Here is a 24,056-nt window from a genome sequence, read left to right as displayed (position 1 = left end):
AAATGATAAAACAAACATTTGGAGGAATTAAAATGTCAGCAACTACAACAAACTTAAAAGAAGCAATCGTGAACCGCCGTTCAATTCGTAAAGTAACAAAAAACGATGCAATTACGAAAGAAAGAATTGAAGAAGTGTTAAAAACAGCTTTACACGCACCAACATCTTTCAATATGCAAAGTGGTCGTATGGTTGTATTAATGGATGGAGAGCATGAAAAGTTTTGGGATATCGTTAAAGAAACACTAAGAGCACGCGTACCAGCAGAAAACTTTGAAGCGACTGTAGAAAGACTAAAAGGCTTCCATGCAGGTGTAGGAACAGTTCTATTCTTTGAAGATCAAGCAACTGTAGAAAAAATGCAAGAAAATGCCCCATTATACAAAGATCAGTTTCCATTCTGGTCTCATCAAGGAAATGCGATGTTACAACATACTGTGTGGATGCTATTATCTGCTGAAGGAATTGGGGCGTCATTACAACATTACAACCCAATCGTAGATGCTGAAGTGAAAGAAACTTGGAACATTCCGGCAGAGTGGAGCTTAGTAGGTCAAATGCCATTTGGTGAACCAAACGAACAACCAGCAGAAAGAACGTTCTTGCCTACTGAAGATGTAGTGAAATTTTATTAAGAAATACAATATGTAACGAGAAGGAAGCTGTGCTAAAAAACAGCTTCCTTTTTTGTAGTGGTGTTAATTTATGCGCATTTAGGGAAGAAATATAAGAAATAATACGGTGAGAAGGGAATTAGAAAAATGAATGATGAGAAAAAATATACAGTGGTAGGTACTGATGTTGAGGAAGTAAAGCGTTTAAATAAAAATTCAGGATTAACGTATAATCAAGTGAAAGAAATGTTAGCAAAGCAAATGCAAAAAAAGAAGTAATTAGATTGAAATCTTTCATTTTTTCATTTAGCATTTTGATTGGAGAGAGTTAAGTAAAAGGTAACTCTCTTTTTTGTATAGCTAAGCATCTTATAGAGTGGAGGAAGCAACATGAAGAAATGGGTAAAGGTAACGCTGTCTATCACTGGAGGCATTGTCTTATTAGCGTGTGCCGGCGGATATTACGTGTATAAAAATTATTTTCCAAAGGAACCTGAGCGTATTGTATATGATAAAGAAAGAGTGCTACAACCGATACATAATCAGCTTAAAGGAATCAATATAGAAAATGTAAAGATAAAAGAAAAAGAAGTCGTAAATGCGACTATAGATGAGCTTCAAAAAATGATTGATGATGGAAAGTTGTCATATGAAGAATTAACGAGTATTTATCTCTTTAGAATACAAGAACATGATCAAAATGGAATAACATTAAATTCTGTTACAGAGATAAATCCTAATGCGATGGAAGAAGCAAGAAAGTTAGATCAAGAGCGGGGGAGAAACAAAAAGTCGAATTTATATGGTATTCCTGTCGTTGTAAAAGATAATGTACAGACGGAAAAAGTGATGCCGACTAGTGCAGGAACTTATGTATTAAAAGATTGGATTGCAGATCAAGACGCAACAATTGTGAAGCAGTTGAAAGAAGAAGGAGCATTTGTTTTAGGAAAAGCGAATATGTCTGAGTGGGCGAACTATTTATCTTTTACAATGCCAAGCGGGTATAGCGGGAAGAAAGGACAAAATTTAAATCCGTACGGTCCGATTACATTCGATACTTCAGGATCAAGTTCAGGATCTGCTACAGTAGTTGCAGCAGATTTTGCGCCGCTTGCAATTGGAACAGAAACGACGGGATCGATTGTTGCACCCGCGGCGCAGCAATCAGTAGTTGGGTTACGTCCATCTTTAGGTATGGTAAGTAGAACAGGAATTATTCCATTAGCTGAAACTCTTGATACAGCAGGACCTATGGCAAGAATAGTAAAAGATGCAGCAACGCTATTTAATGCAATGATAGGTTATGATGAAAAAGATATTATGACAGAAAAAATGAAAGATAAAGAAAGGATTGATTATACAAAGGATTTATCAATAGATGGATTAAAAGGGAAAAAGATAGGGCTTCTTTTTTCTGTAGACCAACAAGATGAAAATAGAAAAGCAGTAGCAGAAAAAATTAGAAAAGACCTTCAAGATGCAGGTGCGATATTAACTGATAATATCCAGTTAAGTGCTGAGGGTGTAGATAATTTGCAAACATTAGAATATGAGTTCAAGCATAATGTAAACGACTATCTTTCACAGCAAAAGAATGTACCGGTAAAATCGTTAGAAGAGATTATAGCGTTTAATAAAAAGGATAGTAAAAGACGAATAAAATACGGACAAACATTAATTGAAGGGTCTGAAAAATCTGCTATAACGAAAGAAGAGTTTGAAAACGTAGTGCAAACGAGTCAAGAAAATGCAAGAAAAGAGCTAGATAGGTATTTAGTAGAAAAAGGTTTGGATGCTCTAGTTATGATTAATAACGATGAAGTCCTTCTATCAGCTGTAGCTGGTTATCCGGAATTAGCGGTTCCTGCTGGATATGATAAAAATGGAGAACCAATCGGTGTAGTGTTTGTAGGGAAACAGTTTTGTGAAAAAGAGCTTTTCAATATTGGATATGCGTATGAACAGCAGTCTAAAAATAGAAAATCACCTAGTTTATAAAAGGTTATATGAAAAATAACTGGAATCCACCGAAATTATGTTGGTGGATTCCAGTTAAACGAATCTAACAATATGAAAAGAAAAAAAGGATTCTTCTCAATTAGTAAGAAAGATTGTCTATAGGAGTTCATAAAATGTAATATATTCAATTTCCATCCATTGAAGGGGGAGGTTAATTCTTAATGAATGAAGTAAAGAGTTTTTTTCGAAGTAGAGGGTTTCAACGGTTTCTCGTTTTAATAATAGTAGCGCTTGTATTATACGCATTAAAAAGTATGATTAATTTAATATTAATTACGTTTATACTGACGTTTTTAATGGATCGATTTCAACGTTTTATTTCAAGAAAATTGAAAGTAAACCGGAAAATTGTTATTGCATGTTTATATATAATACTAGTTTCCTTTATAGGCACAACATTATATAAATATTTACCTGTGCTGACGATACAAATTTCACAATTAATTTATCAATTTAAACTGTTTTTTCAAAATCCACCTGATAATGAAATCGTTAAATATGCACTTTCGACAATTAATGGGATGGAAGTATCAAAATATATAGAACAAGGTGTAGACGTCATATATCAATCAATAGCAAATATAGGGAAGGTAAGTTTACAAATATTATTATCTCTAATTTTAAGCTTATTTTTCTTATTAGAAAAAGAGCGTATTATTACATTTACATCTAAGTTTAAAGATAGTAAGTTAAAAATCTTTTATGAGGAAATTGCATATTTTGGTGAAAGATTTGCAAGATCGTTCGGCAAAGTAATTGAGGCTCAGTTTTTAATTGCCATTGTAAATTGTATTCTTACTGTCATTGCATTAATCGTTTTAGGATTTCCACAGCTACTTGTATTAGCTGTTATGATTTTCTTACTAGGGTTGATTCCTGTTGCAGGTGTGATTATTTCTTTGTTTCCACTTTGTATCATTGCTTACAACGTAGGCGGAGTTATGTACGTAGTATACATACTCGTATTCATAACAGTAATCCATGCTCTTGAAAGTTATTTTTTAAATCCGAAGTTTATGTCTGCAAAAACAAATTTACCAATATTCTACACATTTATGATTCTTATCTTCTCAGAGCATTTCCTCGGAATATGGGGGCTTATTATCGGGATACCAATCTTTATCTTTTTATTAGATGTACTTGATATAAATAATGAGGATGCGACTAAAAAATAAGAAATGATAGAAAATCACTAAAAAGTCATAGGAGATAATGAAAATAAAAAGCAATCCAAAATAAATTGGATTGCTTTTTATCTTAATTAAAGAACCGGAGCCATTGTTTCTTTCAATACTTGAACAGAGTGGTCGAATTTTAATTCTTCATCTTCACTTAATTCAACCTCTAAAATTTCACGAACACCGCCGCGATTTAAAACAGCAGGTACCCCGATATAAACATCTTTTTGACCGTATTGACCTTCTAAGTAAGCTGATACAGTTAATACACTATTTTCGTCGTTTAAAATTGCTTTTGTAACACGTAGAAGTGACATACCGATACCATAATAAGTTGCGCCTTTACGCTCAATAATATGGTAAGCTGCATCACGGACGTTTATGAAAATTTTGTCTAAATCTTCTTGATTATACGTGTTGTCTTTTTCAAGCAGTGTTTGTAGTTTTTGGATACCAACGGAAACATGGCTCCAAACTGGAAGTTCAGTATCGCCGTGTTCTCCGATAATATAAGCGTGAATGTTGTGTGGACCAATATCGAAGTACTCACCTAACATATAGCGGAAACGAGCAGAATCAAGCGTTGTACCAGAACCGATTACACGTTCTTTCGGTAAACCAGATTCTTTCCAAGTTACGTAAGTTAAAATATCTACAGGGTTTGTTGCGATTAAGAAGATGCCATCAAATCCGCTATCCATAATACTGCGAACGATTTGTTTGAAGATTTTAGCGTTTTTCTCAACTAAATCTAAACGTGTTTCGCCTGGTTTTTGTGGTAATCCAGCTGTAATAACTACAAGGTCAGCATCTTTACAATCTTCGTAGCTGCCTTTCCATACTCTAGTTGGAGCTGGTGCGAATGGAACAGCATGACTTAAGTCCATTGCTTCCCCTTCAGCTTTTGCCTCATTTACATCGACTAAAACAAATTCTTCAGCTACAGCCTGGTTAATCATGCAGTAAGCATAACTACATCCAACTGCTCCTGTTCCTACTAATACAACACGGTTAATACCTTTTTTCATTTCAAAATTCCTCGCAATTTCATTGATTTTATTATGTAAGATAATACGTCTTACTTCTATAGAGTCATATCTAGTTTATTACATTTTATAAAAGATATTCAAGTATTTGAAAATGTATCCGTGCAAATCAGCGAACAAAACATAGGAATTCAGTGAACCGAATATAATTCAGTAAAATCCTTTGTAAAAGGGGAAATGGCATGGGGAATCCATTAGCAATGGAAGAAATGCTTCATATTATTCATGCAGGGCTTGTTAAAAAGAATAACCCAAAACGGATTACGATTGCAGGTGCAGGGATTTCTGGATTAGTTGCAGGTTCTTTATTAAAAGAGGCTGGGCACGAAGTAACGATTATAGAAGCAAATAACAGAATAGGTGGCAGAGTGTATACGATTCGGGAACCATTTAGTGTGGGTTTATATTTTAATGCGGGCCCGATGAGAATCCCTGACACCCATAAGTTAACCTTAGCGTATATTCATAAATTTAAACTACCTTTAAACCTTTTTATAAATAAAACTTTTGCAGATATCATTTATACGAATAACATTCAAACGAGATTGAATGTGTTTGAAAATGATCCAAGTGTACTTGAATATCCGGTTTTGGATAAAGAAAGAGGAAAAACGGCAGAAGAGCTAATGATTGAAGTATTAGAACCAATACTAAATTACATTAAGAAGGATCCTGATAAAAACTGGCTTATCGTTGAAAAAAAGTATAAAACGTATTCGCTTGGTTCATTTTTAATGGAGTATTATTCAGATGGTGCGATAGATATGATTGGGGTACTTCTTGATATGGAAGCTTATATGGGAATGTCCTTAATTGAAGTATTACGTGAAATGATTTTCTTTACTTCAACAACGAAATATTATGAAATAACTGGTGGAATGGATAAGTTATCGAATGCATTCTTACCACAATTAAGGGAACATATTTTAATGCCGTATAAGGTTGATAAAATTATACAAGAAGATAATAAAGTAATGTTACAAGGAAATCATGAACAAACGTTAGAGCAATTTACAATAACAAGTGATTTTGCTATTATTACAATTCCATTTTCAGCGTTAAGATTTGTAGAAGTTCAGCCATACTATTTATTCTCTTATTTTAAAAAAAGAGCAATTCGTGAATTAAATTATATTGCTGCAACTAAAATTGCAATAGAGTTTAAAAGTAGATTTTGGGAGAAAGCGGGACAGTGTGGCGGTAAATCTATTACTGATTTACCGATACGGTTTACATACTATCCGAGTTATGGCATTCATACTCCAGGACCAGCTATCGTTATAGCAAGTTATACGTGGGCAGATGAGGCGTTAACATGGGATAGTCTCCCGCAAAGAGATCGTATTCGTTACGCATTAAAAAATTTAGCGGAAATATACGGTGACATCGTCTATAGTGAGTTTGTCACTGGAACATCTTTTAGCTGGAGTAAAAATCCGTATTCTTGCGGTGCATTTACAGCTTTCGAACCAGGCCAAGAGCTCGAGTTATTTCCGTATATTACACCACCATCTGGAAAAGTACATTTTGCAGGAGAGCATACGACATTAACACATGGATGGATGCAAGGGGCAATCGAGTCTGGAGTTAGAGTTGCATATGAAGTAAATGAACAGTGAATCTCTTATATTTACAAATGGTCATTCTTTTAATAAAATGATAAATATAAATCGTAATTATTACGCTTTGAATACATTTGAAGTAAAGAAATGGATGGTCGGTTGAATGAATAAAGTGGAGATTCATATATTAGGTGGTTTTTTAGGTAGTGGAAAATCAACATTATTACAAAATTTATTGTTAGCAGAGAAAAAGAAGAATAGAAAAGTTGCAGTATTAATGAATGAAATTGGTGAATACTCAGTAGATACAGATATTATTGGAAAAGAGAATGTTTTAAGAGAACTTCTTAAAGGATGTATTTGTTGTACGTTAAAAGAAGAGCTTGAAATACAATTACATTCGTTATACCAACAAGAAAGACCAGATGTAATTTATATAGAAACGACAGGTGTTGCGCATCCAATTGAAGTGTTAGACGCGTGTGTCTCGCCAATTTTAGCTCCTTTTCTGGAAGTGAAATCAATTGTAGTCGTTTTAGATGCAGTAAGGTGGTTAAATCGAAGTATATTAAGTGCAAATGTACAACAGCTATTGCATGAGCAACTGAAATTTGGTAGTCACATTCTTGTTAATAAAGCAGATTTACTAACAGATGAAGATAAGAATACAGTATTTGAAGAAGTAAAGGCAATAAATGATCATGCGAAAATGTATGAGACAAAGTATTGTAATATATCTTTAAAAGATATAGAAGAAGCAGAATTTCCAAATGATGAGGAACACGAGACACTACATGTCAAACAGCATTTACATATACAAACAATGACATATCAATTTACGAAACCGATTGATCAAGACAAATTATATGAATGGCTTTCGAATTTACCAGATAGTATTTATCGAGTGAAAGGTTTTGTGAAATTCCATGGAGATAAATACCCTCACCTATTCCAATATTCGTTCGGAGTACCAACTTTATTAGAACAAGACTTCGGTTTCCCGACAAATTTAGTAGTAATAGGAGAAGGACTAGATAAGAAACAATTGGCTGAAGGGTTAGAGAAAGTAGAACTTAACTCTAATTAAGGGGAAAAGACTAACTTAAAAATAAGTTAGTCTTTTTGTATGGTCATTACTGAAATGAAACAGTATTTTCAATTGGATTGCAGAATATATATTGATTGTATGTCCGTTTCCATTACATAGGAAGGTGATTATATATTTGTGCCGAATGTAGAGGGTACTACAAGAGTTTTCCATTATCTATCGAATTAGTTAGTCATGATTACGGACAGGGGATTTTGGCGTGTTTGATTCTATCAGAAAGTAAAGTATGGGGAGGATCACAATGTCGATGAAAAAACGTAAGTGGCTAAAAACAATGTTTACTGGTTGTGTTTTAGGTTCATTATTAATAACGGCAGCTTGTTCAGGAAAGAAAACAAGTACAGAGGATGAAAAAACGATTAAGGTAGGAGTCCTTGCTTCTTTAACAGGACCGCTAGAATCGTATGGAAAACAAACAGTGAACGGATTTGAATTAGGGTTAGATTATGCAACTGGTGGAACTGGGAAAGTAGATGGGAAAAAGATTAAGTTTGTTGTAGAAGATACAGAAACGAAAGCGGATGTAGCAGTTAAAAAAGCTACGAAGTTATTAGAAGAAGAGAAAGTTGATTTTTTAGTTGGATCGTCTAGTTCAAGTGATACGTTAGCGGTTTTACCACTGGCTGAAGAATATGAAAAGATTATGGTTGTAGAACCGGCAGTTGCGGATAGTATTACCGGGAAGAACTGGAATAAATATATTTTTAGAACTGGAAGAAGTTCCTCACAAGATGCGATTGCAGGAGCAGCAGCAATTGCGAAAAAAGATGTAAAGATTGCAACATTTGCCCCAGATAACGCTTTTGGTCGTGAAGGGATTGCTGCATTTAAAGCGGGTGCGAAAAAATTAGGTGCGAACATTGTGAATGAGCAATACGCGGATACAAATTCAACAGATTTTACAGCGAATATTCAAAATATCATTAGTTCAAAACCAGATTATTTATTTATCGTTTGGGCAGGGGCAAATTCACCTTGGAAACAGTTGAAAGATATGAATGTGGAAGCGCAAGGTATTAAAATTTCTACAGGTGCGCCAGATATACCAGCATTAAAAACAATGGATGCATTAGTAGGTATGCAAGGTTTTTCTGTATATTATCACACACTTCCAAAAAATAAAGTGAATGATTGGCTAGTTGAAGAGCATAAAAAACGTTTTAATGGTGCAGTGCCAGATTTGTTTACAGCAGGAGGAATGTCAGCAGCAATTTCTATTGTAGAAGCCTTAAAGAAAACAAAAGGTGATACAGATGTAGATACCTTGATTAAGAAAATGGAAGGAATGGAATTTGATACACCGAAAGGAAAGATGAAGTTTAGAGAGAAGGACCACCAAGCGATGCAGACACTGTATTCTATCACATTGAAAAAGCAAGACGGTGTTGATTATCCGGTGCCAGTGTTAGAGCGAGAATTAACGATGAAAGAAACAGAACCACCAGTTCAAAATAAATAGACTGAATTTTCTGTTGTTTTTGTATAAAGAGGGGGGACCCTCTTTATACATATTTCTTTCATACTCACGGCTTTAAAGGGAGGGATTTCGTGACACATTTGCTAGAGACGAAAAATCTTAGTGTATCTTTTGGTGAACATCAAGTTATTAAAGATGTAAATTTAACTGTCCAAAAAGGAAAGCTCATTTCTATTATTGGGCCAAATGGTGCGGGGAAGACAACGTTATTTAATTTACTAAGTGGACAGATTTCACCCACAACAGGTGAAGTGTATTTTAAAGGGCAAGATATTACAAAACTATCGATTTCAGATCGAACACGCTTAGGAATCGGTCGCTCTTTTCAGCTTACAAACATATTCCCAGAATTAACGGTACTTGAAAATGTCCGTTTAAGTGTTCAATCATTCGTACAAGATTACTATAGTTTTTTCCCGAGTTCAGCAAAATTAAAGCAACAAGTTGGAGAGGCGAGACGTTTCTTAAAAACAGTATTACTTCATGAAAAAGAGAACGTATTAGCGAAAGATTTGGCACATGGAGAGAAAAGGAAGCTAGAACTTGCGATGTTATTAGCTTTAAAAACGGATGTGTTATTACTTGATGAGCCGACGGCAGGTATTTCGGTTGAGGAAGTCCCTGCTATATTACAAGTGATTGAAAATATTAAGAAACATCCAGAGAGCACAATTGTACTTATCGAACACAAAATGGATATGATACTAGGTTTGTCAGATCATCTTATCGTTTTATTTCATGGAGAGTTATTGGCTGAAGGATTGCCAGAAGAAATTATGAAAGATGAGCGTGTACAAAGTGCTTATTTAGGGGGATTATATAGTGGCACTATTACAAGTGAATAATATAGAAACGTATTTAGATCAGTTTCATATTTTGCAAGGAGTATCTCTTGCTGTTGAGAAAGGGACGATTACTGTACTGTTTGGTAGAAATGGGGCAGGAAAAACAACGACATTACGTTCAGTGATGGGGTTTCACCGCATTGCAGATGGTGAAATTTATTATGATAGTGCAAAAGTGAGTGGATTACCTACACATTTAATTTCAAGGAAAGGAATAGGGTATGTACCAGAAAATCAAGGTATTTTTCATGATTTGACAGTAGAAGAAACTTTCGCTCTTGCTAGGGGAAAAGGTGAGGAAGTAGAAGGGAAAATAGAGTGGATGCTGGAACTATTTCCGGATTTAAAGCAGTTTTGGAATAAGAAAAGTGGGCTCTTGAGCGGAGGGCAAAAGCAAATGTTGGCTATTTCAAGAGCGTTTATTAATAGTGATGGATTATTACTTATTGATGAACCGAGCAAAGGGCTATCCCCGATAATGGTGGAGAAATTAATGGTAGCTATTTTGAAGATGAAAGAGAAAACAACAGTTTTACTTGTTGAGCAAAATTTTATGATGGCCAGTCAAATTGGCGATTATTTTTACATTATGGATAACGGACGAATTGTTCATAACGGTTTTATGAATGAATTAAAAAAGGATAAGGAAATGTGTCATAAATATTTAGGAATCTCTTAACATGAATCCGAGGTGAAAAGGATGGATGTGTTAATCAATTTATTTGTAAATGGGATTTCAACAGGGATGCTCATTTTTTTGTTAGCATCAGGTCTTTCACTTATTTTCGGTCTAATGAGCGTTTTAAACTTTGCACACGGTGGTTTATTTGCATGGGGAGCATTTACAGGTGTTTGGTTATTTAATATGACAGGAAGTTATATATTAGCTTTAGTTGGAGCAGTAGCCATGGGAATGTTCCTAGGATTTATTTTAGAAAGGTTTCTTATTAGACCGGTATATGGAAATCATGTTCGACAGCTGCTCGTTACGCTTGGAGGAATGCTCGTTCTTAGTGAGTGTATTAAAATATTTTGGGGGCCAAACCCTATTAGTGCAAAATTACCGTTATGGTTACAAGGAAGTTTTACGTTCGGAGGTATTATATTAATTAAATATCGTCTATTCGTTATTTTAATTGGGATAATTATTTACATTGCACTACTATTATTACTCAAAAAGACGAAGATAGGTCTTATGATCCGTGCAGGTGTAATGGATAAAGAAATGGTTCAAGCGCTTGGTATTAATGTAAAAGCGATATTTTCTTTCGTCTTTTTATTAGGGGCAGGGATGGCAGCTTTGGGAGGATTCTTATTAGCACCGTATTCGGGCGTTATTTTCGCCGAGATGGGCATGCAGTATGCAATTTTAGCTTTTATAGTAGTAATTATCGGTGGATTAGGAAGCGTCCAAGGTTCAGCTATTGCTTCTTTAATTGTCGGATTAGCTGGTGCTTTTACAGCGTATTTTATACCAGATTTATCACTTGCAATTAATATGTTAATGTTACTATTTTTCTTAATAGTGAAGCCAACTGGACTTGTTGGTGAAAAGGGGTGAAATGGTGAACAACACATCGGACCGAATTAAAGTATACTTCGGAGTATGTATGCTCATTTGTTTAAGTGGATTTCCGTTCGTAAATGATTCACGGAGCCTGTTAATTTTGTTCACTCAAATCTTCATCTTTGCTATTTTTGCAATGAGTTTTGATGTATTGCTTGGGTATACAGGAATTGTATCGTTCGGTCATTGTATGTTCTTTGGGATAGGAGCATATGGGGTAGCGCTTTTATTTGATCGACAAGGCGTATCAATAACGAACTTTTTAATTGGAATAGTAGCTGCAATTATCGTTTCAGCAATCGTTAGTTATATAATTGGTTTGCTTTCTTTACGATTGAAAAGTCATTTTTATGCAATGTTAACACTTGCTATTTCACAGTTATTTTTCGTACTTGCTGAAAAATGGCGTGGGCTTACTCACGGAGGAGATGGTTTTACATTTGGGGTACCAGACGTATTCCGTGATCGTTTTACGTTTTATTATGTAACACTTATATGTTTACTTATCATTTTTGTTCTGTTACGTCTTTTCACCAAATCTTCTATTGGAAAAGTATTAAAGGCAATTTCCCAAAATGAGCAACGTGTTGAAGCACTAGGATATAAAGTGCTTCATTATAAAATTATTGCTAGCATTGTTGCAGGAGTAGTAGCTGCGATTAGCGGTGGTTTATTTGTTATCACATTGCGTTTTGTTAATACGACTGTATTTTCAATTGAAATGACATTAAATGCATTATTGATGACGATGATTGGTGGGGTTGGAACGTTAATTGGAGCAATTGCAGGAGCTGGAATTATTGAATCTCTAAAATATTATTTATCAGAACTAGCTACAGAGTATCCGATCTTTGAACGATGGACAATTATTCTTGGTTTATTGTACATTATCGTATTGCTAGTTTTCCCGAAAGGATTAGTTGGCACGGTTAAGGGACTGAAGAATATGAAACGGAATAAGAAGGAGAAAAGTGCAGAAGTGGAGCAAAATGTGTGAAAAATCAATTGTATAGAATATGAAAATCCCTCTTTTAGATTCATAAAGGAGGGATTTTTTATTAACCAAATAGTTCATCAGGGATTTGTTTGAAAGAGTTTTGATTTGTAAAAAAATGAACAGCTAATTTCTCAACTGGAACATCTTCAATTGGTACCAATTTATCATTTTTAATCGGCAAAAAGGCTATCCCTTTTCCGTCCTGAATAAACTCTTCCATAAGCGAATAAGAATCTAATTGTTGAAGTTGACGCTGAGATAAATTATTTTCTTTTAGAAATTGTATCGTCTTATTTCTAAAAGGGCACTTTTTGTCATTGCTAACGAAGAAAATTTCTTTTGAATAATCAATGGTACATTTTTCTTTCGCTTTTAATAAGCCTACAGAAATTGAGGTCGTGAACACTTTTTTAAACGATGCGTCAGGATAATCCTCATAAGTTATGACCATATCAACTTTTTGTTGCTGCAGTAATTTTTACAAATGACTACTACTTTCTACATATATTTGATAATTTCTAAAGTTTTCTTCAATACGCTTACTTAAATAATTTGTCAAAATAGATTGTGACGTCGCTATTATATAAGAAGAACCACTCGTTTTAATTTCATCTTTTACTTCTTCTAATAGAGTTAATATTTTATTCGTGTAATCTAATAAAATGTCACCAGCAGGTAATAAGGAAACGCCTTTGTTATCTCTATGTAGTAAAGGTGTTTCTAACTCTTGTTCTAATTTTTTAATTCGCTCAGTTACGTTCGGTTGAACATATCCTAACTCTTTAGCAGCTTTACTAATAGAACCCTCACTGGCTACAGTTTTGAATATAATAAGATCATTTATTTCCAAGTATCTCAGCCCCTTATGCACTATCATTATAAATGATACCAAACATAATTTATACCTATTTTACGTTAGCCACTTATCGATTTATCATAATGTATATAAGATTGAAAGTGAGTGATAAACATGATTGGAATGCAATATAAGGTCATTCTTCCAAAGGATTATGACATGGAAATTATTAAGAAAAGGGTAAAGGATAATGGCTATAAAACTGATGGTTTCCAAGCACTAAATTTTAAAGCTTATTTAATTACGGAAACGGAGAAAGATGGGAATTTTTATAACTGCTATGCACCTTTATATATTTGGAATGGGCATGAAGGGATGAATAAATTTATCTTTGAAGGGTATTACGATAATATTTTACAATCGTTTGGTTGGCAACAAATACATATAGGTGTTCCATTAGTTGTTAATCTAAGTGATGATTTTAAGAAATGTAAGTATGTTGTTGAATACGTGGGGAGTATTTCTCAAAAGAATTCATTGATTGAAACTCAATTTAACTTTTTTAATAAGAATGTCCAGATTACAGAAAATTGTAAAGGGAATGTAATAGTGTATAACCCAGATAAGTGGGGATATAGTCAGTTTGAATTTTATGAAGTAAAGCCTGAAATTGAAGAGATAGAGGATATTACATTATATGAGGTTTTACACATTTCACAGTAGATGCGGAATTGAAATAGAAATAAATTATTTATAAAAAATCCATTTTGATTCAAGTAATAATGTTCAAAATGGACTTTTCTTAATTATCTTATGTATATTCAAAACAAATTACTGCTTTTCTTAATTCTTTATTAAAGAATAAGTAAATACGATCGGCACCATAAGCTTGAAAATAATATCCTGTAACAAATCCAACATATGTAAAGGGATGTCCATATTCATCTTTTGGTATATATAGAAGATTCGTAAAGTCAAAAATTTCGTCTTCGTTATCGCAGTCTTCTAATAATTCTTCACCTTCTTCTGTCATAAAACGAACATCATCTAGGATACCATTTACCACAGGATAATTTAATCCCCAGCCATTTGTTTGTTTTTCAACAAACTCTTGTTCTAATACTTCTACAGATGTTATTTCTTTTCCTAAGCTAGAATAAGGATAAATTTTTTGATTACGTTGAAAATACTCTTTACGGATTTGATAATCTCTTTTATTACTCTCATAGGCTTGTTCTATTATGTCAGAATTATTTTGTTCGATTTCGAAATAATTCCAATCCGCTTCAAATTTATATTTTCCATTAATGACATCGAATCCTAATGTATCTGCTTTCGTAAAATTTGTGTGAAATGGTTTGGTGAAATCACCCACGCAACCATCATGGATTTCTTTTGCTGACACAATATGTACCCATTCGTCCAATTCCGGTTCAATACATTGTAAGTTTATAGAACAAATGGGTAAAAAGTGCTTTTTATGTTGTTCCAAATCATCATAAAATATGTCTTCATATTCAGGGAATGGTTTTATAAATTGTTTAGAAATATGCATGTTCTGCCCACCTTTATATTAGTGATTTGTTTAATTTTATCATTTTATTTTAATTTTTTCTTATTTAAAAATTTATGATACACATAGTTATGGGAATAAAGAGTTCGTAAGTAAGGTGGATGTCTTATTGTTAAAATTTTATCATATGTCGAACAGTTGAGAGATGAAGCAAAGTAAGACTTCATACTTATACATAGCTTTATTACATTCGACACATAACGACAATATGCTGTTCATTTATCTGTTAGTATAATATATAGTTTTTGGGAACTTTTATCATTTTTACATTGGGGGAAGGGAATTTATGTTTAAAAAAATCGCGACAGTCACTTTAGCAGGGACGTTAGCTTTCAGTTTATCGGCATGTGATGAGAAGAAAGAAGTAGCTAAAACTGTATCAAATAATACGAAGGAAGAGCAAAGTAGTGCCAAAAAAGAAAATACGAAGAATGAAGATACAAGAGAATATAATGTTGAAAAAACTACTCAAATTAGAAATCAAAAATTAACAGTCCATAAAGTACAAATAGCACAAGTGGCAGAATATGATAAGCTGGAAAAAGGTAATGAGTTTGTTATTGTTCATGTTACAGTAGAGAATATTGGTAATCAAAAAGTTAGAATTAATCCATTAGATTTTTACCTTGAAAGAGGAGATGGAAGTATCGTGGACCATACATTTTCAACTAGTAATAAAAACGTTTTTAAAATTAAAGATGTAGATCCAAACGGTAAGATAACAGGAGCCATAACGTTTGAAGCGAAAAAAGGTGATTCTAATCTTGAATTAATTTATAGACCTGATGTTATGTCTAAAGAGGAAGTAAAGGTAGAACTTAAATGATATATCCTGTAAAAGCCCAATTGGTGTAAACAAGGTTTTTTATGCAAACTTATACAGGTTTTACATGAAGACGGTATGCTCAAATGAATTTACGTTACGATAAAAGAAAATAATAGATTAGATGGTGTGAATTTCAAACATACTGTTTTGAAAACAAAAAATAAATGCATGATAAGGATTGGCGTTGGAGCTTAATCCTTTTTTTATGAAGATGTAGAGAATGGCAAGTAGACCTAATACTACACGAGTGATGCCTTTAGTTAAGTAAAAGTAAGTTGAGTTATATAAAAAATGTGATTTTCTCTTGCATTACTATCACTTGCGTAGTAAAGTGATAGTAAGATTCACGATAGGAAGTGATCAAACATGCGTGATAATACGATAGGATCATTAATATGGTTACGTTTAATACGATTTACGAACCAAAGTAATCAAATGTCAAATGAGTTTTTAAAACGTTTTGATTTAACGACAGCTCAATTTGATGTGCTTTTGCAAATACGTACGTATCAACCACTAACACAAATGGAGTTAGCTGAAAAGGTAACTGTTACACAAGGTGGCATTTCTCGAATGTTAACTCGTCTTGAAAAGGAAGGGTATATTGTACGAAAACAAGATTGGAAAACGAAAACAATTAGTCTTACAGAGCAAGGAGAAGCAGCTTTAGAGAGAGCATTGCCAGAGCAACTTGCATTTCAATCATCGTTTTTTGATGATGTATTAAATGAAGAAGAGCAGAAAATATTATATGAGCTGATGACGAAAGTTCATAAGCATAGTGAAAAAAAAGAATTACCGCAAGAGTAATTTTTTTTACACTATCAATTGACTAATCAAGTGAAGTTATAGGCAATAGGAAAATACATTTGACTTACAAACGTTTTTAAAAGAGAAACTAATAACACTTCATTAAAGGAGAGAGTAATGATGGAAAAATACCGTATGGATACAAGTAAAGGGATGGAGTTTGGATTATATTCGATTGGGGATCATGTTTTAAATCCGCATAATGGAGAGAAAATTAGTACGGAACAAAGAATTCATGAATTAATTGAAACAGCTAAGTTAGCAGATGAGGCAGGGCTTGATGTGTTTGCTGTCGGTGAAAGTCATCAAACACATTTTACAACACAAGCTCATACAGTTATTTTAGGAGCTATTGCACAAGCTACGAAAAATATAAAAATTGCAAGTTCAGCAACGATAATAAGTACATCTGATCCGGTACGAGTATATGAGGATTTTGCTACAATTGACTTGATTTCTAATGGACGTGCAGAAATTGTGGCTGGTCGTGGATCTCGTATTGGAGGATATAGTTTACTTGGTTATGACGTGAATGATTATGAAGAATTATTCGAAGAGAAGATGGATCTTTTATTAAAAATTAATAACGAGGAACATGTAACATGGAATGGACAGTTTAGAGCACCGCTCGCACATGCATCGGTTATTCCAAGAGCGAAAAATAATAACTTACCAATTTGGCGTGCAGTTGGAGGTCCACCAGCTAGTGCAATTAAAGCAGGACGTGCAGGTGTGCCAATGATGATAACAACACTAGGTGGTCCAGCTATTAACTTTAAAGGATCAGTAGATGCTTATCGTGAGGCGGCTGCGCAAAGTGGATTCAATCCAACAAGTTTGCCAGTTGCAACAACGAGTTTATTTTATACGGCAAAAAATTCACAAGATGCACTTAGTGAATATTACCCTCACATTAATGCTGGTATGCTTACACTGCGCGGTGGTGGGTATCCGAAACAGCAATTTACAAATGCAATAGATTACCGTGATGCTTTAATGGTTGGTAGCCCACAACAAATCATTGAGAAAATGCTTTACCAATATGAATTGTTTGGCCAACAACGCTTTATGGCACAAATTGATTTTGGCGGTGTATCATTTGATAAAATTGAGAAAAATATTGAATTCATTGCTACTGAAATTTTACCAGCCGTTAGAAAACATACAGCAAAATAAATAAAAAAACTGAGAGTTTAATCGACTCTCAGTTTTTTTATTTGTTCTGGAAACATGACAAAAAAATGAACTTTTAGTCGAGGAAGAGGGAAGTTATTTTCTATTTTTGAATAACATTATTTCGAGTTTGAATTTTGGAAATACATTTTTCTCTTGACAAAAAATAAGCATTTATCGAGGTTGCTTTCGAGGACATTTTTTCGGGTAAAAGTCAAGCGTATGAAGAAAAAACGATTGTTTTATAGATATAAAAGTAAGAAGTATATTGAAAAAACACATTTTGCTAATGAGAAAAATCTGCTTCAAAAAAATGACAAAAGACATATTTCAGACAAAATGATGTCAATAATACGTCAAAAATAACCTGAATTTACTATGCAGGTATATTATACAATTCGATTAACGAATAAAACACTACAGAAATAGTGAAAAGGTAAAAAATAGCATTACAATAGTTTGAAAAACTGAAACTTCATATTTTTCGACAATACATACAAAATGTTTTTGTCTTTTCGTATTTCTTAATAATTGAGTTTGATAAGATTGCTCAATTAACTTTTATTATAAAAACTATGAAGGAAGTGATTTTAGTATGGAAACGCTCGAATTGGCACGAATACAGTTCGCATCAACAACGATTTTCCATTACTTTTTTGTTCCGCTATCAATTGGTTTAGCTTTTATTATTGCGATCATGCAAACGTTGTATGTGGTAAAAGGGCAAGAAGTATATAAGAAGATGGCAAAGTTTTGGACGCAATTATTCCTTATTAACTTTGCAGTAGGTGTAGTAACAGGTATTTTACAAGAATTTCAGTTTGGTATGAACTGGTCAACGTATTCACGTTTTGTAGGTGATGTATTTGGTCCCTCGCTTGCAATTGAAGGATTACTGGCATTTTTCATTGAGTCTACATTCCTAGGTTTATGGGTATTCGGTGAGGACAAATTACCGAAGCGAATTCACTTAATGTGTATTTGGCTCCTTTCAATTGGAACGATGTTATCAGCATTCTGGATTTTAACTGCAAGTGCATTTATGCAGTCACCTGTCGGGTATGAAATGGCAGCTGATGGTCGTGCGCAAATGAATGATTTCTTAGCCATTATTCAAAACCCACAACTATGGGTACAATTCCCGCATACAATTACAGCGGCAATTGCAACAGGTGCATTCTTTATTGCTGGTGTAAGTGCATGGAAAATTACAAAAGGACAAGAAACTGTAGTATTTAAAAAATCTTTCCGAATTTCTATCATTGTTGGAACAATTACAACGGCGCTTGTATTATTCTTTGGTCATGCACAAGCGCAACAATTAATTAAGACACATCCAATGAAGATGGCGGCAGCTGAAGCGCTATGGAATACAAGTGAGGATCCAGCACCATTTACAGTATTTTCGAAAATTGATACAGAGAAGAAAGAAAATTCGTTTGAAATTCAAATCCCTTATATGCTAAGTCTATTATCGTATGATAAGTTTAGCGGTCAAGTTGAAGGGATGAATCAAATTCAAAAACAATATGAGGAAAAATATGGACCTGGAGATTATATTCCTCCAGTGCATACAATGTTTTGGAGTTTTAGAGCGATGGTAATGAGTGGAACATTCATGCTTCTTCTAGGAGCTTACGGATGGTTCTTATCAAGAAAAGATCGTTTAGCTGAAAAAACGTGGTATTTAAAATTAATGGTGTATGCAATTTCTCTTCCATTCATCGGTAATACAGTAGGGTGGATTATGACTGAAATGGGTCGTCAACCTTGGGTAGTATTTGGTGTAATGAAAACAGAAGATGCTGTATCACCAAATGTAACATTCGGTGAAGTATTATTCTCACTTATTTCATTCACATCAATGTATTTAATTATGGGTGGAATTTGTGTGTACTTATTCGTTCGTACCATTAAGGGCCACACGAATAAGAAAACGAAAAAGGATTATCAAAGCCATGATCCATTTGATAAGGAGGAAGAGTATGTTATCTCTTAATGAGTTGTGGTTTTTAGTTATTGCAATCTTGTTTGTTGGATTCTTCGTACTGGAAGGTTTCGATTTTGGTGTAGGAATGGTTTCGAGGTTTTTAGGAAAGAATGATTTTGAAAAACGAGTTTACTTAAATACAATAGGACCGTTCTGGCACGCGAATGAAGTATGGCTTGTTTGTGCTGGTGGAGCCATGTTTGCGGCATTTCCGCACTGGTATGCAACTTTATTTAGTGGTTTTTATATTCCATTTGTATTTATGCTTCTTGCTTTAATTTTAAGAGGTGTTTCCTTTAAATTTCGTGCGAAAATAGATAATCATAAATGGAAGAGTGCATGGGATTGGGGGATGTTTATTGGAAGTATGTTACCTCCTATCCTTTGGGGAGTTGCGATTGCAAACTTTATGGTAGGTGTACCTATTGATGAGAGTAAAAATGTTGTAGGTGGCTTCTTGCAATTACTTCATCCATTTGCGTTACTTGGAGGAGTAATGTTTCTCCTACTATGTATTGTTCACGGATTACAATTTCTTACGATACGTACAACTGGTAAATTGAGAGAACGTGCACGAATTGCTGCAATAAAAATTGCACCATTTTCATTACTTACACTTCTTGTTTTTGCTGGTGTGGGGTTATGGAAAACCGACATTTTCACTGCTCATGGAACAGAATGGATTATGGTACCAATCGGAGCTTTTGTAGCACTATTAGTGTCCACTTTATTAAATAAAAGAAGAAGAGATGGTTGGGCTTTCTTTATGACGAGTTTAACAATCATTTTACTAAGTGCGAGTGTATTTATCGGTATGTTCCCACGTGTTATGATTAGCTCTTTAGGAGCAATGAATGATTTGACAATTTACAACGCAGCATCAGGAGCTTATGCATTAAAACTTATGACTTACTTTGCGATTGCTATTTTGCCTTTCGTTATCGGAAGTCAAATATGGAGTTATTATGTATTTAGACAACCTGTTAAGTCAGACAACGATTTGGAGTACTAATGAAAAGAAAAAGAGGACTTCCGTCTTATCCCGGTAGCCGTATTTTATATGTAGCGTTAACGATTATTAGTATTTTAGAAGCTTTTAGTATTATTGCGCAAACAATCTTTTTAGCACGAGCTATTACGTTTTTATTTCATGGAGAGACAGTACAAACAATATTAAGTGAAGTTGTTTATTTTGGTATCGCGTTTGCAGCGCGTAACATAGTAGTTCGAACATCACAAATATTAGTGGAACGTTTTGCTGAAAAAACAGGGTCGTTACTAAGAAAACAATTGATAGAGGCATATTTCACATTAGGTCCAAGGTATGTTCAAACTGTTGGAACTGGTCATCTGGTTACCTTATCAATTGAGGGGATTGAGAAATTTAAAACATATATTGAATTAACGATTCCTAAAATGATTAGAAGTAGTATCGTTCCAGGTCTAATTGTACTATATGTTTTTACGCTAGATATTGAGTCTGGAATCATTTTAGTTGTAACGATTCCTATCGTGATCATATTTATGATTCTTCTCGGATTAGCAGCGCAAAAAATGGCAGATAGTCAGTATGAGATATATCGTGTACTTTCGAATCATTTTGTAGATACGTTAAAAGGTTTAGAAACATTAAAGTATTTAGGGAAAAGTGAACAGCACGAAGGAAAGATTGAAAAAGTAAGTAAAAGATATAGAAAAGCAACGATGCGTACTTTGCGAGTTGCTTTTCTTTCTTCTTTTGCATTAGATTTCTTTACGAGTTTATCAATTGCGTTTGTGGCAGTTGGATTAGGGATACGTTTAATAGATGGAACGATTATACTATTACCAGCCCTTACAATTTTGATTTTAGCTCCGGAATATTTTCTGCCGATTAAACAAGTGGGAGCAAATTATCATGCGACATTAGATGGACAAATTGCGATGGAGCAAATAGAAGAGATTTTGCAACAACAAAAAGGAATACAAAAGAAAGATTTAAATGAAGATATAGTATGGAATGCCTCTAGTAGCTTGAAATTACAAGATATCAAAGTTAATAATACTGAATCTGAAAAGGCTATATTAGAAGGAATTAATTTTACTTGGGAAGGTAACGGTGCTATTGGTGTTATTGGTGAAAGTGGTGCAGGGAAATCGACGTTAATCGACGTATTAGCAGGTTTTTTATCTCCTTCGAGTGGAAAGATGTTAGTAAATGGTGTAGAAGTTGATGGATCTACTCGTGAAGATTGGCAAAAAAATATTGCTTATATTCCGCAGCAACCTTATATTTTTCCGCTTTCATTAAAGGATAACATTCGTTTTTATGAAACAAATGCAACAGATGAAGAAGTTGAAAGAGTTATTAATGAAGTCGGCCTTCGTTCACTCGTTACATCACTTCCAAATGGGATACACGAAAGAATTGGAGAAGGTGGACGTATGCTAAGTGGCGGACAAGAACAGCGTGTTGCTATGGCGCGTGCGCTTTTAAGTAAAAAACCAATCATTTTATTAGATGAGCCTACGGCACATCTTGATATTGAAACCGAATTTGAAATAAAGCAAGCGATGTTACGTTTATTTAATGGAAAGTTAGTATTTTTAGCAACTCACCGTCTACATTGGATGAAACAAATGGACCATATTCTTATTCTAAATAAAGGGGAAATGAAAGAAAGTGGGACGTATGAAGAACTTTTAGAGAATGAGACATTACATTTTCATAGGGAAGAGAGGGGAGAGAAATGAGTAACTGGGTTAAACCTTATATAAAACAAAATAAAGGTAGAATGACTTTAACTATTTTCCTTGGTCTTCTTGGAGTTAGTTCAGGAGCGATGTTACTTTTTATTTCAGGTTATTTGATCTCAAAATCTGCCCTTAGACCAGAAAATGTAATGGCTGTATATGTTCCTATTGTTGCAACAAGAGCGTTTAGTATAGGGCAAGCTGTATTTCATTATATAGAGCGCCTAGTCGGACATGATGTCGTACTACGTATATTAGAAAAAATGAGAACGAGGCTATATAGAATAGTAGAACCACAGGCGTTATTTTTCCGTTCTCGATTTCAAACGGGTGATATGTTAGGAGTGTTATCCGAAGATATAGAGCATTTGCAAAACCTATATTTACGTACAATATTTCCTAGCATATTAGCGTTAGTTGTTTATAGTATCTTCGTACTTGTTATCGGTGCATTTGATTTTGTTTTTGCACTTATTGTAGGTTGTATGTTAGCTATTATCGTTTTTCTTCTTCCGTTTGTATCATTACTTTTGATGAAGAAACATCATGTTACTTTAAAGCAAGGAAGAAACCGTTTGTATCAACAACTGACAGATGCTGTTTTTGGATTATCTGATTGGCAAGCAAGTGGTCGTAAAGATGAATTTATTAATGAGTATGTAAAACAAAATGATCAGTTGTTAAAAATCGAAAAGAGAGTGAAACGCTGGTATCATATTCGGGACAGTATCATTCAATTAGTAGTAGGTATTGTAGTTATTTCGATGATCATATGGACTGGGAATGAAGCGGCAAGTGAACAAATTGCTCCTACAGTTATCGCAGCTTTCGTATTAATGACTTTATCTGTAACAAACGCGCTTATTCCTATTGCAGATGCCATCGATCGAATACCGTCGTACGTAGAATCTACCCATCGTCTTAATGGCGTAGAAAGTGATAGTGTTTTACATGATGAAACGGATTTGCATGGAGAGAAAGATTATATTGAACCAAAACATGTAGATATTGAACTGAATCACGTATCGTATAGTTATCCAGATAGTAATGAGATTGTATTAAAAGATGTATCATTACAAATAAAAGCAGGGAAGAAAATTGCTATTTTAGGGAGAAGTGGGACAGGGAAATCTACTTTACTAAAATTGTTAACAGGGGCGTTAAGCCCAGTAAATGGCCAAGTTGTATTGAATGGTGAACGAGCTCATACGAATCTTTTATCTAAATATATTTCTGTATTAAATCAAAAGCCGCATGTGTTTGATACGACAGTTGGAAATAATGTACGAATTGGCAAACCAGAGGCGACGGATGAAGAGATATGGAAAGCTTTAGAGAAAGCACAATTAGCTTCACATGTTACTTCTCTTCCGGACGGATTACAAACAAAAATGCATGAAATGGGAAAGCGGTTTTCTGGTGGGGAAAGACAAAGGGTTGCTTTTGCTAGAACTCTTATGCAAGAAACACCAATTATTGTACTTGATGAACCGACTATCGGTTTAGATCCAAAAACAGAATTGTCTTTAATCGAAACAATGTTTTCTGCAACGGAAGAAAAGACGGTTATTTGGATTACGCACCATCTTGTAGGAATAGAACATGTAGACGAAGTTATATTCCTTGATCGTGGCCAAATTGTCATGCAAGGTAGTCATAAACAACTTCTGAAAGAAAATGAAAAGTATCGTAAACTTTATGAGTTAGATAAAGGAATATAATTTGAATAAGCAATAATT

At 34.1% G+C, this 24,056-nt stretch carries 22 protein-coding genes and 1 pseudogene; 20 read left to right on the top strand and 3 right to left on the bottom strand.

Annotated elements, in window-relative coordinates; all coding sequences use genetic code 11:
- Positions 1-32 precede the first annotated feature (32 nt).
- The 4 genes from HMAS_RS14820 (at position 33) to HMAS_RS14810 (ending at position 3,811) form a co-directional block, all read left to right on the top strand.
- On the top strand, positions 33-635 hold the full coding sequence (locus HMAS_RS14820; protein ID WP_001277021.1) for a nitroreductase family protein: 603 nt from the start codon (positions 33-35) through the stop codon (positions 633-635).
- 126 nt (positions 636-761) lie between these two features.
- Positions 762-893, top strand: a complete 132-nt coding sequence (locus HMAS_RS28250; RefSeq protein WP_000997344.1) for a hypothetical protein — start codon at positions 762-764, stop codon at positions 891-893.
- 111 nt (positions 894-1,004) lie between these two features.
- Positions 1,005-2,615 carry an amidase family protein gene (locus HMAS_RS14815; RefSeq protein ID WP_025710356.1) on the top strand — a complete coding sequence of 537 codons (1,611 nt, stop codon included), beginning with the start codon at positions 1,005-1,007 and terminating at the stop codon, positions 2,613-2,615.
- Positions 2,616-2,797: 182 nt separating this feature from the next.
- On the top strand, positions 2,798-3,811 hold the full coding sequence (locus HMAS_RS14810; RefSeq protein ID WP_006922064.1) for an AI-2E family transporter: 1,014 nt from the start codon (positions 2,798-2,800) through the stop codon (positions 3,809-3,811).
- Between the two features lie 86 nt (positions 3,812-3,897).
- Here HMAS_RS14810 and HMAS_RS14805 read toward each other — a convergent pair whose 3' ends face one another.
- Positions 3,898-4,842 (bottom strand): L-lactate dehydrogenase, encoded by a 945-nt coding sequence (locus HMAS_RS14805; protein ID WP_000715321.1) that lies wholly within the window; start codon positions 4,840-4,842, stop codon positions 3,898-3,900.
- Between the two features lie 200 nt (positions 4,843-5,042).
- Here HMAS_RS14805 and HMAS_RS14800 point away from each other — a divergent pair, with 200 nt between their 5' ends.
- From HMAS_RS14800 to HMAS_RS14765, 8 genes are all read left to right on the top strand, one after another.
- Positions 5,043-6,479, top strand: coding sequence for a flavin monoamine oxidase family protein (locus HMAS_RS14800; protein ID WP_000528002.1), 1,437 nt, complete (start codon positions 5,043-5,045; stop codon positions 6,477-6,479).
- A complete protein-coding gene (locus HMAS_RS27950) occupies positions 6,469-6,585 on the top strand; it encodes a hypothetical protein (RefSeq protein ID WP_001987043.1) in 117 nt (38 codons plus the stop codon). Before HMAS_RS14800 ends, HMAS_RS27950 begins: the two co-directional genes overlap by 11 nt.
- Positions 6,586-7,509 carry a CobW family GTP-binding protein gene (locus HMAS_RS14790; RefSeq protein ID WP_001044939.1) on the top strand — a complete coding sequence of 308 codons (924 nt, stop codon included), beginning with the start codon at positions 6,586-6,588 and terminating at the stop codon, positions 7,507-7,509. It begins immediately after the preceding gene.
- Between the two features lie 262 nt (positions 7,510-7,771).
- The gene (locus HMAS_RS14785) at positions 7,772-8,989 is read left to right on the top strand and encodes a substrate-binding domain-containing protein (RefSeq protein WP_000061996.1); all 1,218 of its coding nucleotides are present in this window, start codon (positions 7,772-7,774) and stop codon (positions 8,987-8,989) included.
- 89 nt (positions 8,990-9,078) lie between these two features.
- Complete coding sequence (locus HMAS_RS14780; protein WP_000149338.1) at positions 9,079-9,852, top strand: ABC transporter ATP-binding protein; 774 nt, start codon at positions 9,079-9,081, stop codon at positions 9,850-9,852.
- Positions 9,830-10,531, top strand: a complete 702-nt coding sequence (locus HMAS_RS14775) for an ABC transporter ATP-binding protein (protein ID WP_001196696.1) — start codon at positions 9,830-9,832, stop codon at positions 10,529-10,531. Before HMAS_RS14780 ends, HMAS_RS14775 begins: the two co-directional genes overlap by 23 nt.
- A gap of 21 nt (positions 10,532-10,552) precedes the next feature.
- Entirely contained in the window at positions 10,553-11,413 is an 861-nt protein-coding gene (locus HMAS_RS14770; RefSeq protein WP_000382787.1) for a branched-chain amino acid ABC transporter permease, read from the top strand.
- A gap of 49 nt (positions 11,414-11,462) precedes the next feature.
- Positions 11,463-12,416: a branched-chain amino acid ABC transporter permease gene (locus tag HMAS_RS14765; RefSeq protein WP_041184025.1), complete on the top strand. Its 954-nt coding sequence runs from the start codon at positions 11,463-11,465 to the stop codon at positions 12,414-12,416.
- Positions 12,417-12,477: 61 nt separating this feature from the next.
- On the opposite strand, the pseudogene HMAS_RS14760 reads toward HMAS_RS14765, so the two are convergent.
- Positions 12,478-13,266, bottom strand: a pseudogene (locus tag HMAS_RS14760) (LysR family transcriptional regulator).
- A gap of 120 nt (positions 13,267-13,386) precedes the next feature.
- On the opposite strand from HMAS_RS14760, the gene HMAS_RS14755 reads away from it, so the two are divergent.
- A complete protein-coding gene (locus HMAS_RS14755) occupies positions 13,387-13,935 on the top strand; it encodes a DUF4865 family protein (RefSeq protein WP_116344898.1) in 549 nt (182 codons plus the stop codon).
- Between the two features lie 88 nt (positions 13,936-14,023).
- On the opposite strand, the gene HMAS_RS14750 is transcribed toward HMAS_RS14755, so the two are convergent.
- Positions 14,024-14,767 (bottom strand): hypothetical protein, encoded by a 744-nt coding sequence (locus HMAS_RS14750; RefSeq protein WP_000548214.1) that lies wholly within the window; start codon positions 14,765-14,767, stop codon positions 14,024-14,026.
- A gap of 304 nt (positions 14,768-15,071) precedes the next feature.
- Between HMAS_RS14750 and HMAS_RS14745 the strand changes: the two genes are divergently transcribed.
- The 7 genes from HMAS_RS14745 to cydC all read left to right on the top strand — a co-directional run bounded on the left by HMAS_RS14745 (position 15,072) and on the right by cydC (position 24,038).
- Positions 15,072-15,611: a DUF4352 domain-containing protein gene (locus HMAS_RS14745; protein WP_000473159.1), complete on the top strand. Its 540-nt coding sequence runs from the start codon at positions 15,072-15,074 to the stop codon at positions 15,609-15,611.
- A 366-nt stretch (positions 15,612-15,977) separates the two neighbouring features.
- Entirely contained in the window at positions 15,978-16,421 is a 444-nt protein-coding gene (locus tag HMAS_RS14740; protein WP_001205523.1) for a MarR family winged helix-turn-helix transcriptional regulator, read from the top strand.
- 120 nt (positions 16,422-16,541) lie between these two features.
- Entirely contained in the window at positions 16,542-17,597 is a 1,056-nt protein-coding gene (locus HMAS_RS14735; protein WP_000417583.1) for an LLM class flavin-dependent oxidoreductase, read from the top strand.
- Positions 17,598-18,189: 592 nt separating this feature from the next.
- Positions 18,190-19,593 (top strand): cytochrome ubiquinol oxidase subunit I, encoded by a 1,404-nt coding sequence (gene cydA, locus HMAS_RS14730; RefSeq protein WP_000448870.1) that lies wholly within the window; start codon positions 18,190-18,192, stop codon positions 19,591-19,593.
- Positions 19,580-20,596 (top strand): cytochrome d ubiquinol oxidase subunit II, encoded by a 1,017-nt coding sequence (gene cydB, locus HMAS_RS14725; protein WP_000950085.1) that lies wholly within the window; start codon positions 19,580-19,582, stop codon positions 20,594-20,596. Before cydA ends, cydB begins: the two co-directional genes overlap by 14 nt.
- Positions 20,596-22,317, top strand: coding sequence for a thiol reductant ABC exporter subunit CydD (cydD, locus tag HMAS_RS14720; RefSeq protein WP_000824039.1), 1,722 nt, complete (start codon positions 20,596-20,598; stop codon positions 22,315-22,317). The genes cydB and cydD overlap by 1 nt, the downstream gene beginning before the upstream one ends.
- Positions 22,314-24,038: a thiol reductant ABC exporter subunit CydC gene (gene cydC, locus HMAS_RS14715; RefSeq protein ID WP_097862601.1), complete on the top strand. Its 1,725-nt coding sequence runs from the start codon at positions 22,314-22,316 to the stop codon at positions 24,036-24,038. Before cydD ends, cydC begins: the two co-directional genes overlap by 4 nt.
- Positions 24,039-24,056: the final 18 nt, after the last annotated feature.

The organism is Bacillus sp. HMA207, from assembly GCF_003402455.1.
GTDB classification, from domain to species: Bacteria; Bacillota; Bacilli; order Bacillales; family Bacillaceae_G; genus Bacillus_A; species Bacillus_A cereus.
The sequence above is the reverse complement of the archived record's forward strand: the minus strand, read 5'-3'. Positions and strand labels throughout refer to the sequence as shown.